The following is a 15,158-nucleotide window of genomic DNA, read 5'->3' as shown; positions in this document are numbered from 1 at the left end:
CTGTAGATCTCGCCAAGGCCAAGGCTGTAAAATACCATGGCATCGGCAACCTGGTTGTTATTATCCAGCTTGTTCACCACTACAAAAACAGGTTTTTTGCTTTTGCGCAGGCGGTTGGCGATCTCGTCGTCCAGGTCGGTGATGCCGGTGGTAACATCAACAACAAATAATATCACTGTAGCTTCCTCAATAGCAATATCAACCTGCTCGCGGATGGCGGTTTCAAAAACATCGTCGGAGTTGGCTACGTAACCGCCGGTATCAATAACGGTAAAGTTGTGGTTAAGCCATTCGGCAACGCCGTAATGCCTGTCGCGTGTTACACCGCTAAAGTCATCAACTATAGCCTTGCGGCTTTCGGTTAAGCGGTTATATAATGTTGATTTGCCTACGTTGGGCCTGCCCACTATGGCTACTATGTTACTCATATTTTTTGTTAAGAGTCAGGATGCAAGAAATCAAGATTCAGGAATACAAATCTATCTAACTTAACAACTGCTTCTACGAAATTTTTAATTTTTATTAATGATAGATCAAGATGTTGGATTATCCTGCATCCTGCTTCTAAAAGTCTTGATTCTGTTCTCCCTATTCGTACCCGAATTGTTTGAGGTAATTCTTTTTGGTACGCCAGTCGGGGATCACCTTTACAAACGTTTCAAGGAAGATTTTTTTCTGGAAAAAGTCCTCCATGGAGCGACGGGCGTAAGTGCCTACTATTTTCAGCATTTCACCGTTTTTACCGATGATGATATTTTTTTGCGATTCGCGCTCAACGATGATCTCGGCACTGATGCGGTAAAGTTTTTCACCTTCAATAAAGGCTGTTACAATAACCTCGGTACTGTAAGGGATCTCTTTTTTATATTGTTTAAACACCTGCTCGCGGATCATCTCAGAGGCGAAGAAACGATCATTACGATCGGTCAATGCATCTTTTTCGTAATAAGCCGCATGCTCGGGTAGGTTTCCGATCACAAAATCCATAATAGCCTTGATATTGTGCCCATGCAATGCTGATATGGCGAAGATGGCTTTAGGGTTTAGTTTCTCCTGCCAAAATTCAACTTTCTTTTTTACGGTTTCTTCGTCACTTTGATCTATTTTATTGATCAGGATGGCAAGCGGTGCTTCAGAACGTTCCAGCTTTTTAAGAACGTCTGCCTCATCATACTCTTCGTAAATGTCGGTAACCAGCAAAATGAGATCGGCATCAACAATAGAGCCGTCAACCTGGTGCATCATGCTCTCATGTAATGCATAGTGGGGCTTGATAACACCGGGCGTGTCCGAAAACACGATCTGGTAATTTTCATCATTCACAATACCCAAAATACGGTGACGCGTAGTTTGCGCTTTAGGAGTAATGATGGACATTTTTTCGCCCACCAGCGCGTTCATAAGGGTTGATTTCCCTGCGTTGGGTTTACCTATTATACTTACAAAACCTGCCTGATGAGCCATAGAAAAATAATTAAAAATATATTTGGACTGCAAAGAAACGAATTATATCTTTGCAGTCCAATTAAAACGGAGTGCAAATTTGCATTTTGATAATTGGAAGGACCTTTCCGGGGTTATGACCGGATCTCAAATATATAGCACAATACAGTGCGGGATGGAGCAGTTGGTAGCTCGTCGGGCTCATAACCCGAAGGTCGTAGGTTCGAGTCCTGCTCCCGCTACGAAGAAGAGGAAAGCCTCAAGTCGAAAGATTTGAGGCTTTTTTTTATTCATTTCTCAAACTTTTCACCGGGTTAGCCATCGCTGCCTTTATTGCCTGGAAACTTATTGCAACCATTCCTCCTGCTGCACTTTATCATGACGTGCTGTTTAAAGCTGGAGTAACACTGAATGAAGTAAAAGGTAAGAAATTTCGATATGCTTGCATGAAATCCATCCACTGAAAATTCGGGACTTGGGTACTTGACCTCCTTATCGTCTGTATATTACTTGAATTTTATTATAAGTAACCCCGACCTCGGGCCGATCCGCCCACCTCAATCATAGTTTAGCAATTATCATCGAAAGTATCGCCCCCATGCCATTCATTGCGTCAGGCAACAATATTTTCAGCACCCTCATTGGTAAAGAAACTACCGGCAATAATATGAACAAGTTCAAAATCCGTGTGTCTTTGCTATATTTGACAATCAACTTTCATTTCAAATTGATTACGGACAGCAAGTCGGTAATTATCCTATTTAAATATGAAAATTCACTATTTATATCGTATATCCGATGGTAGTAACCCTAAGGACAAACTACATATCTTCACAAAACTTCGTTGTCTTGTTAATTTTATAACTGAATTTAATATTGATAATTTATTAGTATTCGCCGACAACTGCAGCATCAATACTATTGAAAATATTAAAGCATTGGGTATAGAGCCGATAATAACATCCCTGGGAAACTCGGGATCTTTTCGATACATCATCCAATATTCAATTGATTGCTTCAAGCAAGAAGATTTCGTTTACTTCGTTGAAGACGACTACATCCATCTTCCTTTTGCGTTCAAGGCCCTCCAGGAGGGTTTAGGGATTGCGGATTACGTCAGTTTATATGACCACCCCGATAAGTATATCAATTTCAGCGATCACGGTCCTAACCCATATGTCGAAGACGGCGGCGAATTGACAAGTGTCTTATTCTCGGGCAACTATCACTGGAAAAGGACAAATTCTACAACGATGACTTTTGCCGCAAGTGTAAAAACTATAACGGAGGATAAAGAAATTTGGTGGTATTTCACCAACAAAGCCTGTCCTGAAGATTTTTTTGCCTTTCAAATATTGACGAAACAAAAACTCAGATTACTGGGCCGGTCCAAAAAGGAGCTGCTCAGATTGTTTATAATGAGACGGAATGTAAAAAAAAGAAGAAGCCTGATCACACCGATACCAGGGTTTGCAACACATACTGAAAAAAAATGGCTTTGCCCCATTAGCCACTGGCATAGTTTCCGATCCTGGGCGGAAATTGAATGATACTGTTCATATTATCTACCGTAGATTTCCTATCTGTTAAGTTTAAGACTAAAAATCTTCACGTAAAATGCTTAAAATACACTTATTTGGTCTTTTCTTATCTTTGATTTTAACGAATGCAACTAAATTATGGGCTCAGGCACTGCCCGATCCGGTTGTAAAAAAGATCAACTCTCTTTTTGATAACTGGGACAAAACTCAAAGCCCGGGATGTGCGGTGGGCGTTGTCAGAAACGACTCACTTATTTTTTCCAAAGGGTATGGTATGGCAAATTTAGAATACGCCATATCAAATTCGCCACAAACTGTTTATCATTTGGCATCGGTGTCTAAACAATTTACCGCCTATGCTATTATTTTGCTGGCGCAACGGGGTAAACTCAAGCTGGACGATGATATTCGTAAATATCTTGCCTGGTTTCCAAACCTTAAGCAAAAAATAACTATTCGTAATCTTTTGAACCATACAAGCGGAATACGTGACCAATGGCAGCTACTCGGCATTTCGGGAACCAGGATCGACGATGTGATCACGCAGGAACACATTATAAAGATTTTAAGTAAACAGCAGGCGCTTAATTTTATCCCTGGCGAAAAATTTATGTACTCAAACAGCGGGTACACCTTACTGGCAGAAATTGTGAAGGCGGTATCCGGTAAGTCGCTAAGAAAATTTACAGATTCTGCGATATTTAAACCTTTGAGAATGACTCAAACTCATTTTCATGATGACTATACTGAGATAGAAAGCAACAGGGCATACTCTTATGACAGAAAAGATGGTGCACGGTTTAGCAATAGTATTTTGAGTTATTCTACAGTGGGGGCCACCAGCCTTTTGTCAAATATTCCTGACCTGGCAAAATGGGTTATGAATTTTTATGACACTAAAGTTGGCAATCAACAGACCATATTGCAACTTACTCAAAAAGCTAAATTAAATGATGGCACAGAAATAGGATATGCTTCAGGGATTTTATCTGAAAAGTACAAAGGTTGGAAGCAATTTAGCCATAATGGAGCGGATGCGGGGTTTCGTACATCAGTTATTGTTTTTCCTGAGTTGAAGACGGGCATCATCGTTTTAAGTAATTTGAGCGAAATAAATGCCCAGGAAAAAGCAAGCCAAATTGCGGATATGTTAATTTCTGAGAGAACAGGTTTTGTAAAGCCGGCAGAAGAAAAGCCAAGAAATGTAAAAATACCCGCTAAGGAACTACTTTTCCTGAAAACGCAATCGGGGAGTTATTTTAGCGATGAAATGAATACCGTAACAAGCCTGGAGCTTAAAAATGATAGTTTATATTTGCGGATTGGGACAAATGATAACCTAATGACAAGAGAATCTGAGCATACCTATTCAATGTTTTACGTACCCCAGATTAAGCTGATTTTCAATCAAAAGGGAGATACTCCAAACGTAAGCCTGAATATATCAAATGATACGCACCATTTTACAAAGATCCCCAATCAACTGATGGCCGATGATAAAAGTATGTTGGAATATACTGGCACTTATAATAACACGGAGCTTGAATGCACCTATAAGATTATATTAAAAGATCATCAGCTTTATTTGACAAATAGCAAATACAACGACGAGAAACTGACACTATTTGGAGCAGATCATCTAATTAATGACACCTGGTATATGAAACACCTTGTAGTAACGCGGAATAAATCAAATAAAATTATAGGCTTTGAGGTGAATAGCTGGAGGGTAATGCATTCGAAATTTGTTAAAATTAAAACGGGTAATTAATAGAAATATTAAATTTCTGATACATTGATAAAGAAATTATACATTAAAACTCATAACGATAAATTATTTAAGTGTCCCGAATCCTCCGATAGTTTGAGTTGGGCATCGCAGCCTTCAACAAAAAAGCCTCAAGTCCAAATTTTGAGGCTTTTTTGCTGGGAAGATAAGTTCGCTCCCCGATCCCCCTTTTCGAGAAGGTTCCATCGGCGATAATTTCACCACTGATCATCTTAGCCGATGATCAATTAGGAGTCAGTTTTCATAATTTTAAGGCATGCAAAAAAATGTAGTTTGGGTATTTATATTATTTCTTTCTCAAGCTGTTTGGGCTCAGTCTTATAAATCACCGGTTATCACAGCGGCGTTCACTGATTCTTTAAAGAATCAGATAGCCAACATCATTCCTAAAGGCTATACAATCAGACTTTCATATCAAAGCAAAGTTTCAACTGAAGGAAAACTATTGAAACCATTAATAACGAGGCAATTTTCTGAGGATTCATTTAACAACAACGCCGTTATTCAAAAATTGAGGTCTTTAATAAAGGAAGCACCTGCATGGAGTCCGGCCAGGGATGCATCAAATAATGTCATAGAAGGATTGGCATTATTTGATGTAGAGATAAATAAAGGCGATATATCTATAATTGATAAAACTCAATGAGCCATAACAGGCCGAAGCCTGTTAATAGGTTATGCAGCCACCGCAGCTCATGCCGATAGCGGTCGCTTTCAGTAAATTTTATCTGCCGGTAAAAGTTTTCAATTAGCTTGTGGCACCGATATAGGTAGATAGCCACAGAAATGAACGCCAGTAGCTGCAATACAGGATTTAACCGGTGAAACATCAACGTATCATAAGTTGTCGCCCCTGTTTGTATGCTTTCGATGGTCTCTAATCCATGCGCGCTTAATTCCAGCAATAAGGGACTGAAATGCAACAAGTCCCTGAGCTGGAACTTATGATCCGGCCGGGTTGTTTTAAGCACATAAAAGAAAACAAAAGGGCCAAGTGCCAGTGAAAATTGCAACGGGAACCGGCTCCAAAAAGGGAGGTAGGCTGCCAGGCCAATGTCAATCGCCAGTATTCGGGCTATCCACAATGTAGCAATAGCTAATGCTCCGGCCAGAGAAAGCGGTTTGCGGAGCGATTTGATCTCCCGGTAAACCACAAAAGCAGGAAAAAAGTGAAGCTGATAAACAGCATTCCAAAGAGCGCGGCGTCATAAAGGGTAATATGGAATGTGTAGTATTCCAAGCAGTTTAATTGGCTCAATCATCTCAAATCTATAAAACAATAACAGATAAAACATTAATATAGAGACCTTAAAAATGGCATTTTAAAAACGGACAAAAGAATGTCGCTTTTAAAATGCCATTTTTAAGGTCTAATTAAGATGCTTTGTTTCTCAAGCCAGCAAACAAGCGGGTTGGGTTTAACTTAATGGGTATCTTTTATATTGCCCTGGTGCCAGTAGATCATATACCGGGCATCATGTAATTTGTAAAAAGGGATCAATTCCAGTTCTTTAAACTTTGCCGGGCTGATCAGTTCAGGTGCAACAAAAGTTTGAGGTTTGCCGGCTACAGGTTTCAGATAGGTTTCAAGATCAGCCTGGTTGCTTGCCAATACTGGTGCCAAGTCTAACGGGTACATTTTCCCCCGGGCACGGTAACCTCCAAATTGGTCGCCATCGGCAATTAAATTATCAAGATCGGTGGTGTCGGTTTTTGCAGCTAATACGATGGGGCCGTGTAAAAATGCAACATAGTGGGAGCTATCGGGTAGCGCTTCTGTGCTTAATTCCATAGGTAAACGAACCGCTATCTCATCACCTTTTTTCCACAGGCGGTTAAGTTTTACATAGGAGCCTGGCTCGGCTTCAACAGGTACTTTAATACCATTGATCTTGATTTGCAGCTTGCCGGTCTTTACCCAATGAGGGTACCGGATATTGATCTCAAACTTACCGGGCTTCACCGCCTCAACTAAAAGTTTGGTGGTTTCCGCATCGGGGAATTTGGTTTGCTGAGAAAGTACAAGTCCTTGTGTTGCCCAGTTTAAGCGGGATGCAATAAACAGGTTTACATAAAGGTTTTTTTGCTGATAGCTGTAGATGAGTTCGCCATATTTACCATGGTTTTCCATCCCGGATCCTACGCAGCACCACATATCAACCTGCGGCTGCGAGTAAACCCGGTAGTGGCGCGGGCGCATGGACGTATAATAAACAAAGCCGCCGTGTACAGGGTGCTGGCTCGAAAGGATATGATTATACAGGGTCCGCTCGTAAAAGTCCATGTATTTAACATCTGCCGCCTTTTCAAAAAGATGGCGGGTGAGTTTAAGCATATTGTAGGAGTTGCAGGTTTCCGGTCCGGCAATATCAGTGATCATTTTGGTGAAATTGCCTGTTGGGTTAAAATGTTCATTTACACTGTTGCCGCCTATCACAACCGAACGGTTATTGACCACCGTTTCCCAGAAAAACTGTGCAGCCCTACCATAGTCCGCATCGCCGCCAACTTCCGAGATCCGCTGAAAGCCTACTGCCTTAGGGATCTGCATATTGGCATGCAGCCCATTAAGCTTATCCTGCCCCTGGATCAATGGGTTTAATATCTCTTTATGTGAGAACCTTTTGGCCAGGGTGAGATATTTATCCTGCCCGGTTATAACCGATACATCAGCAAAAATTTCGTTTAGGCCGCCTTGTTCTGAAATGAGCATGGTTTGGATCTGGTCGTCGGTCAGCTTGAGCGATACGCTGTAGATATAATCCGTTAGCCGCACCAGTATTTCTTTTGCCTGGCTTTTTCCGGCAATGGTGTAGGCGTCCCTTAAACCTGCAAAAAGTTTGTGGATATTATAAAGCGGTACCCATTTTTTATTGAGGGAGAAAGTATCGGCTTCAATTTTACCTGCTGCAATATCCTTCCACATGGCCGTACCTCCGGGTGTGCCGCCAAGGTAACCACTTCCAGTTTTGTCCTGGCAGCGTTTTAGCTGTGCCAGCATATAATCCAGTCGCCGGTTTAGTTCTGCATCATGGGTGGAAGCGTACATAAACGACAAAGCCGAAAGATAATGCCCGCCAATGTGGCCGTCCAATCCAGTGTTTTCCCAGTTTTCATAACTTTTCTTTTTAGTCTTAAGCCCCGCTTCGGTAAGGTAAGGGGCCAGCAGCCGGTCAGGATCTAAAGCCAGGATGTACACCTTATCGGTTAGCTGGGCATCTTTAAACACTCCGGGTAATAGTTTAACCTGTTGCAGCCGAAAGGAGTGCAGCTGGGTTTGGCCTTGCGTTTTAAAAGAGATAGAAATACAAACTAATATTGAAAACAGCGTTAAAAAGCGACCTGTTATTTTCCTGGTTGTCATGGTTTGGTATCGCAAATGGGTTAGCCTCACTAAAGTAAGTAATGTTTTTAATGATTGTTATTTTAACACTCATTTTGCTTTTTTTGATGAAGGAAATGAAATAATAGTATCATGCCTCTACTGCTGTTTCAATGATGGGATTGAATATAGTCTTTAGTCGAAAGTTCTAAGTAGCTGTTAGTTTTGTTTGAGAAGTTTTTACGTAGAGGCGCATCACATGCGTCTCCAGTAGGACAGGCCGCCGTGTAATCATTAGCTCCAAGAATTTACATGCGGGAGATGCATGTGATGCGTCTCTACATTCTAAAACAAATAAATTTAAACAGCTTCTAAGTATATAAAAAAGAAAAATCAGGATTCCGGCTTAGTACTTTTGACTTAACACTACTATCTTTTTTACATTTTGATTACTATCCGTAGAATTTTTTACCTATCATTACAACATGCATTTTGTAATTGGTTCCAAACTCCTCCTTGTAGCTTGTCTATCACTTATGAAGCCGGTAAAACCTGCCGTACTTCATGCATCAAAAAAACATAAGGCAAATAAAATAACAAAGTCGCATAGCCACTCAAGGTTAAGGCATCATTATGCCGAAGTGGAGGCCAATTATGAAACCGGCGAAACCACACCCGATGAACTGGTAGAGTTTGCACAAACACTTAAAGGTATCAGGTACCGATATGGTTCAAGCAATCCCGAAAAAGGGTTTGATTGCTCGGGTTTTGTTAATTATGTTTTTACGCATTTTAATATTTCCATCCCCCGCAGCTCTTCGGATTTTGCACCGGTTAAGGGCATTGATATTAAAGATGCCAAATTTGGCGACCTGATATTATTTACCGGTACCCGCAGCCATAATTATCGCAGCGCAGGTCATATAGGTATAGTTATCTCTCAACCTGGCGAACCTTTAGTGTTTATCCATTCTACATCTGGCGATGAAAATGGTGTTACAGAAACTGCCATGAATGATCGTTACGAGCGCAGGTATATTAAAACCATTCGTGTATTTAAAGAAGAGCCGCAAAATCTGGAGGAAGAAGATGCAGCTCCTGACGCAATAGAAGAAGCCCGTTAATTTTTTATGTATAGGCGCATAATGGCGTCTCCCGTTTGTAGATCATCACACATGCAAGTCCGCCCCGTATTTTCGGAGGCGCAATTATGTGCCTCTACGTCAATTACGCTAATTATCTAATAACTTCTCTTCACCAACCGCTGATCGATAAAAAGAAAGGCAAGGAAGCCAACAACCAAAGTCATCAACACCCATTTAAAGCTGATCACGGCATTTAAAAACATATCGCCGCTTTCAGGGCTGATCACAGAAAGCAGACCATAAGCAAGTGTTAACCCCACCACAAATATTGATAAGGCGATCAAATTAAAACGCAGGTCGCTTTTACGGTTAACCTGTTCCTGCAATTTTCGCCTCACGTTGGCAGCGAAGCTCATAGGCAGCCCTTGTTCGGGCTCGCTGCTCAGCGCGGTAAATAAGTTTTGATAAGCATGCAGGTCGTCCTTGTCTTCTTCCGAAAGTATTTTGCTATCCGGAACCAAACCATTGTTTAATAGTTCCTGTAGTTCGTCGTCATCCAGCTCTTTCATATGTTTTCTTTCTTAAGGTCTTTTTCAATTTTTTCTTTCAATAGTTTACGCGCCCTGAAAAGGTAGCTTTTCACCGTGCCTTCGGGAATACCGGTGATCTCCTCAATTTCCGCACAGGAAAATTCATTAAGGTGGTACAATGTCAGTACTGTTTTATACTGATGCGGCATTTGTTCAATAAGTAGGTTAACATAAGCTGCTGTATTCTTTTTTATCAGTTCCTGTTCAGGTGTTTCATCGGTAAAATGATAATTGTCAATATTTTCAGGATATTCGGAAGGGGAATTGTTCTTGTTCTTTTTTAAATAGTTTACAGCGGTTAAATAAGCTATACGGGCTATCCAGGTTGATAACTTCGACTGAAATTCAAAGCGGTGCAGATTTTGGTGGATCTTAATGAAAACTTCCTGGCATATATCCTCTTTGTTTTGCTGGTCTTTCACCAGGCGGTTTATCACAAAGAAAACCAGCTTCTCATACTGCTTTACCAGCAGTTCAAAAGCCCGGAGATCTTTATTTAATATCCTGGATACAACCTCGTGTTCATTAAACATATTGCAGTAGTCAATATATGTGGTTTGGCGGTTGCAAAAAAGAAATAAAAAAATATTTTAAAATAATTGCAACCGGGTCAACAAGTATGTTGACTACTGTAGCAAATACTTAAACAAACAATATCATGAAACAGTTAATGCCATTCATCATAATCATCGTATTTTTTATACTGATAGCCATATTCATACTTGCCCTATATAATTACAGGCTAAAGAAACGCATTATCAATGCCGGTCCGCTGGATGAAAACAGCGTTAAATTTTTAGCCCAGTTGGGTTCGGGGAACGAGGCCTTAAAATGGGGGCTAATCCTGCTTTGCGCAGGTATAGGCTTTATAGTTATGGAATTTGTTCCTTACAGCGCAGAAGATTCGCCCTTGCCTTATGGGGTTGAAATGATCTTTATCTCGGCCGGTTTCCTGCTCTATTACCTGCTGCTTCGCCGTCGCAAGGATTAAAATAATCAGCTTAATTTATTGTACTAAGCGGGCGGTTTAGCCGCCCGCTCCATCAAATTTTAAAGGGAGAAATTTCTCTCCGGGAACTCCTTTGCCTAAAAATTAACACTAAATCTAATACCCTCACACATATGAAAACTAAACAAACAATAATACGGCTCATCATGATGATAGCTGTATTTATCGCCCATAATATAAATAGCTACAGCCAAACTCCTGTACAGGTAAAAGGGATCATTGCCGATTCGGTAAGTAAAGCACCTTTGCCATTGATAACTGTGCGGTTAAAAAATGCCGGCAACGAAACCTTAATGATTACCGTTACTAAAGACGATGGCTCTTTCAGCTTTGTTTCTGTACAACCATCAAGCTATTCATTGGTCATCAACGCTATTGGCTACGGCCAAAAAACAATACATATCGATCTTACACATCAACAACAAACATTGGTGCTAAAGCCGGTTTATTTGAGCGATGTAATGACCAACTTAAAGGAGGTTACCATAACAGCCGAAAAGCCGATCATCAGGCAAAAGGCCGACCGGATCATTTACGACCTGAAGGCTGATCCTGAAAGCAAGGGAAACAATGTATTAAGCATGATGAGGAAAATCCCTTACCTGTCGTTAGATGGTGATGATAACCTGTTACTTAAAGGAAATTCAAGTTTTAAAGTGCTCATTAATGGCAAACCGTCAGGAAGTTTGGAAAGTAACCTTAAAGCGGTTTTAAAAAGCATCCCGGCATCAACCATTGAGCGGATTGAAGTGATCACCACCCCGCCATCAAAATATGATGCTGAAGGTTTGGCCGGCATTATCAATATCATCACCAGCAAAAAGATCAATGATGGCATCAGCGGGTCTGTAAACATTAATGAAAGCCTGCCCACAGGCGGCCCGGGTGTAGGTGGCTCCTTTACTGCAAAAAAAGGAAAATTCGGTATTTCGGCTTTTGGTGGAGGCAGTATCAATAATTCACCACAAACCTATAATACCAACAAACGTGTGGATACCAGTTTGACCACGCTTGATCAGCACGGTTACCAACGCTCAAATAATAAAACCGCTTATTTCGGTACAGAGTTAAGTTTGCAGATAGATTCGCTACAGCTATTAACCGCCCAATTAAACTATAATGGTAGCCGCGGGAACGATCATAGCGGGCAATCTTCCCGGCTAACCGGTGTCAACCAGCTTGAACAATATACATTTCAGAATAACAACAAGGCAACCAGCCATGGTATTGATGCGGGCATTAATTACGAGTTGGGCTTCAAGGGCGTTAAAAACAGGCTGCTTACTTTTTCATACCTATATAGCGCCAATGCTAATAACAAAAACGGCGGTGTTGAATTTCTTAACCGGGTAAATTTCCCAACCCCTGATTTTCAGCAAAACGACAAGCAAAAATTTAAAGAACACACAGTGCAGGTTGATTTTGTTACTCCTGTGAATAAGGTAACTGTTGAAGCCGGTGTTAAAGCTATATTCAGAAATAACAGCAGCGATTTCAGCTACAACACGTTAAATGATACCACCGGTTTATATGAGCATAACGCAGTGCAGTCAAACGGGTTTACCAATACCCAAAATGTGTTTAGTGCTTACAACTCATATCAATTGGCTTTAAACAGCTGGAATATTAATGCCGGTGTACGGGTTGAAGAAACAGTGATCCGGGCCAATTTCATGAGCACTGCATCTGTGGCCGATCAAAATTACTTTAACGTTGTTCCTTCTGTTGCGGTAAGTAAAAGGTTTAAAGACGAGAGCAGCATTAACTTTGGCTTTTCACAAAGGATCAGGAGACCGGGTATCAACAGGCTTAACCCTTATGTTGATCGCTCAAACCCTAATTATGAAGTCACTGGTAACCCCAACTTGCGACCGGTTTTACTGAACGATATCCAGTTTGGGTACAGCAGCAATAAAAAGCTGTCAGTAAATATCGGGCTCGATTATTCGTTCATGAACAACCTCGATTTACAGGTAGTGAATTTTGACAAGGCCACACAGGTTACACAAATAACTTATGCTAATACAGGCAAGGCCAGCAGCGCCGGTATCAATTTCAACTTAAGTTACCCCGTAACTAAAATATATAATGCAAGCCTTAACGGTAATGCAATGTACTTATGGCTGCAAGGTCAGTCTGATGGAAAAATAGTGAACAATAACCTGTTGATGTATAGCGCTACGCTATCAAACGTAGTACGCCTTACTCACGGCTGGGCCCTTAATGCCGACCTGGGTATAAACAGCCGCAACCCAACAGGTTTACAGGGATATACCAACGGCTTTTTCTACAGCGCGTTCAATTTCAACAAGGATATCGTAAAAAACAAGTTCAGCATCTCTGGTGGCGTAAAAAATCCCTTTACCAAATACCGTAACAGTATAAGTAAAACTTTTGGTCCGCAGTTTAATCAAACCTACCAAAGCATGAACTATTACAGGTCATTCAGCATCAGCCTTAACTATAACTTTGGCGGCTTGAAAGACAGGATCAATAAAAATAGGGTGGGGATTGAAAATAATGATGTGGCTAATTAATAGCATCATTGACATAACTAAACAAAAGGAGATTATTTCCACCTCATGTCTCAGCCTTAACTATGTAAAACGAAGGTAGTTTACTTAAGTCAGAAAGGGTAATAAAAGTTCATTATTAGGTCCCAATATAGCTATATTTGATGGTCGTTCTGTTTAACTCTTCTTTGTCATGACCTTATCTTTATCCTCCGTCCACAAAAATATCTGGTTAATAATTATAACTGCTTTTACCATTTTGGGGGGTGGTCTATTTTTAATGCACCATGTTAACCCGCAAAAAAGTGGCGCTGCTGCAACCGGTTTTATGGTAGATTTGGTGGTTACTTTTCCGGTGGCTTATTACTTTTTGATCATCAGGCCGTTTAGGCAAAAACTATGGCGAATCATGCTGATCGTTACCTGTTGTTGCGGTGTTGCCTATTTGATTTTGCCGGCAGAGCAGCGGGGCTATATCATTCAGCTAAGAAAATTGACTGCAGGCCTTGAGTTGGGGATGCTCATATATTGTATCAGTAAGATCAGGCGTGTCAAAAAGGCATACAACAAACTGCAATCCGAATTTCCGGATGTTGCCTTTAATCTGCATAAAAGTATGGCTATGGTATTGGGCGATGGGATAGCGGTAAAGATCATGGCTTCGGAAATAACTATCATGCGGTTTGGGCTGCTTTGTTTTAAACGGGAAAAACAACAAATTGCGCCGGAGATCAAACGCTTCAGTATTTACAAAGAATCGGGCTATGCTGCTTTGTTCGGGGTGATCATGGCTGTTTCAGTTATTGAAATGGTAGCTTTCCATTTATTTTTAAACCGCTATAATCCCATAGCAGCTATTATAGTAACTATGCTGAGTATGTATGGGTGCCTTTTTATTACCGGGGATTTCTCGGCCTTAACAAAGAGCCCGGTGCTACTAACGGAAAATAAACTACTGTTACGCGCCGGGTTACGTTGGCGGGCATTGGTTGAACGGAACAATGTAGCTTCCGTTGAAAAAGTTGGAGGGAGTTTTGAACCAGACGCGCAATGCTTTAAAGGCGGAGTAATGAAAAATACCTTTAATGTATTGATCGTTTTTACCAAGCCTGTAATCATTGAACGCCTTTACCGAAAGTCGGCGGAAACCAGTCAAATGGTGCTGAGCATTGACGAGGCTGATGAATTTATAAAGAACTTTAACTTACAATAAGCGCATCAAAAAAAGTAAACGAGCTTTGTTTTAAACGGCTCGTTTGCTTTAATTAATTGCAGCTTATTTAGCTAAATCAGCCAAGCCGTCCGGTAATATTGCTTTTGCTACTATGGCCATATCCAGTGCTTCACGGATCAGTTTGATCTTACCGTTTTCGGCGACAACTCGCCCCATATAGGTTTGCGGGTACGGCCGGCCGGTAGCGTTTGCAATAGCATCCACATCGTACTCGCCAAAAGCTTGTTCGGGTGTATCGATGTGGATCCTGATGTTTTGAAAATGAAAGTTGCTAAATGTTTTGGGCAGATTTTTAAGGAAGTTGTATATCACATCCCGTCCTTTCCATTGCCAGGGTAAACCGAGGCTTGCCAGGTAAGGCAGTTCAAAAACGGCATCGTCGGCAAAAAGTTCAATAGCTATATCGGGGTTGTTAATATTTTCAAGGTAGCTGAGCAATAATTCTTTAGCGGTTTTCATTTCTTTGAGATTTTATCATCCTGTCCGTTAATCGGTGAGGACATTACAAAAGTGCAAAGCTCCCTAAAACTGCACATTGATATATCGTAATAAAGAAATTGATATTTATCAATGAAATTAATGGATTAGTTAAGAGATGTTTAAGCTAATATTAATGCCCGCGTGCCGATTGT

General features: G+C 40.9%; 14 protein-coding genes and 1 tRNA gene. 8 read left to right on the top strand and 7 right to left on the bottom strand.

What is annotated here, in order from left to right:
• Positions 1-428: GTPase (locus VF500_RS24630; RefSeq protein WP_330862214.1), on the bottom strand; the 428-nt coding region annotated here is incomplete at its 3' end.
• Between the two features lie 160 nt (positions 429-588).
• Positions 589-1,464 carry a GTPase Era gene (gene era, locus VF500_RS24625; protein WP_330862213.1) on the bottom strand — a complete coding sequence of 292 codons (876 nt, stop codon included), beginning with the start codon at positions 1,462-1,464 and terminating at the stop codon, positions 589-591.
• A gap of 148 nt (positions 1,465-1,612) precedes the next feature.
• Between era and VF500_RS24620 the strand changes: the two genes are divergently transcribed.
• From VF500_RS24620 to VF500_RS24605, 4 genes are all read left to right on the top strand, one after another.
• Positions 1,613-1,685: transfer RNA gene (locus VF500_RS24620), tRNA-Met, on the top strand.
• 525 nt (positions 1,686-2,210) lie between these two features.
• The gene (locus VF500_RS24615) at positions 2,211-2,993 is read left to right on the top strand and encodes a hypothetical protein (RefSeq protein ID WP_330862212.1); all 783 of its coding nucleotides are present in this window, start codon (positions 2,211-2,213) and stop codon (positions 2,991-2,993) included.
• 67 nt (positions 2,994-3,060) lie between these two features.
• Entirely contained in the window at positions 3,061-4,755 is a 1,695-nt protein-coding gene (locus tag VF500_RS24610; protein ID WP_330862211.1) for a serine hydrolase domain-containing protein, read from the top strand.
• A gap of 274 nt (positions 4,756-5,029) precedes the next feature.
• Positions 5,030-5,419: a hypothetical protein gene (locus VF500_RS24605; protein ID WP_330862210.1), complete on the top strand. Its 390-nt coding sequence runs from the start codon at positions 5,030-5,032 to the stop codon at positions 5,417-5,419.
• Here the strand turns inward: VF500_RS24605 and VF500_RS24600 are convergent.
• Both VF500_RS24600 and VF500_RS24595 read right to left on the bottom strand, forming a co-directional pair.
• A complete protein-coding gene (locus VF500_RS24600) occupies positions 5,397-5,927 on the bottom strand; it encodes a hypothetical protein (RefSeq protein ID WP_330862209.1) in 531 nt (176 codons plus the stop codon). The genes VF500_RS24605 and VF500_RS24600 overlap by 23 nt on opposite strands.
• A 269-nt stretch (positions 5,928-6,196) precedes the next feature.
• On the bottom strand, positions 6,197-8,137 hold the full coding sequence (locus VF500_RS24595; RefSeq protein ID WP_330862208.1) for a glycoside hydrolase family 127 protein: 1,941 nt from the start codon (positions 8,135-8,137) through the stop codon (positions 6,197-6,199).
• A 494-nt stretch (positions 8,138-8,631) separates the two neighbouring features.
• On the opposite strand from VF500_RS24595, the gene VF500_RS24590 reads away from it, so the two are divergent.
• Entirely contained in the window at positions 8,632-9,219 is a 588-nt protein-coding gene (locus VF500_RS24590) for a C40 family peptidase (protein ID WP_330862207.1), read from the top strand.
• A gap of 116 nt (positions 9,220-9,335) precedes the next feature.
• On the opposite strand, the gene VF500_RS24585 is transcribed toward VF500_RS24590, so the two are convergent.
• Complete coding sequence (locus tag VF500_RS24585; protein WP_330862206.1) at positions 9,336-9,749, bottom strand: hypothetical protein; 414 nt, start codon at positions 9,747-9,749, stop codon at positions 9,336-9,338.
• Positions 9,746-10,303, bottom strand: a complete 558-nt coding sequence (locus tag VF500_RS24580) for an RNA polymerase sigma factor (protein ID WP_330862205.1) — start codon at positions 10,301-10,303, stop codon at positions 9,746-9,748. Before VF500_RS24580 ends, VF500_RS24585 begins: the two co-directional genes overlap by 4 nt.
• A 125-nt stretch (positions 10,304-10,428) precedes the next feature.
• Between VF500_RS24580 and VF500_RS24575 the strand changes: the two genes are divergently transcribed.
• The 3 genes from VF500_RS24575 (at position 10,429) to VF500_RS24565 (ending at position 14,505) form a co-directional block, all read left to right on the top strand.
• The gene (locus VF500_RS24575) at positions 10,429-10,761 is read left to right on the top strand and encodes a DUF6249 domain-containing protein (RefSeq protein WP_330862204.1); all 333 of its coding nucleotides are present in this window, start codon (positions 10,429-10,431) and stop codon (positions 10,759-10,761) included.
• Between the two features lie 131 nt (positions 10,762-10,892).
• A complete protein-coding gene (locus VF500_RS24570) occupies positions 10,893-13,316 on the top strand; it encodes a TonB-dependent receptor domain-containing protein (protein WP_330862203.1) in 2,424 nt (807 codons plus the stop codon).
• A 169-nt stretch (positions 13,317-13,485) separates the two neighbouring features.
• A complete protein-coding gene (locus tag VF500_RS24565) occupies positions 13,486-14,505 on the top strand; it encodes a hypothetical protein (RefSeq protein WP_330862202.1) in 1,020 nt (339 codons plus the stop codon).
• A 63-nt stretch (positions 14,506-14,568) separates the two neighbouring features.
• Here the strand turns inward: VF500_RS24565 and VF500_RS24560 are convergent, their stop codons facing one another.
• On the bottom strand, positions 14,569-14,985 hold the full coding sequence (locus tag VF500_RS24560; protein ID WP_330862201.1) for a nuclear transport factor 2 family protein: 417 nt from the start codon (positions 14,983-14,985) through the stop codon (positions 14,569-14,571).
• Positions 14,986-15,158: the final 173 nt, after the last annotated feature.

Source organism: Mucilaginibacter sp. (genome assembly GCF_036383575.1).
Taxonomy (GTDB): Bacteria; Bacteroidota; Bacteroidia; order Sphingobacteriales; family Sphingobacteriaceae; genus Mucilaginibacter.
This window is presented reverse-complemented; position numbering and strand designations above follow the sequence as displayed.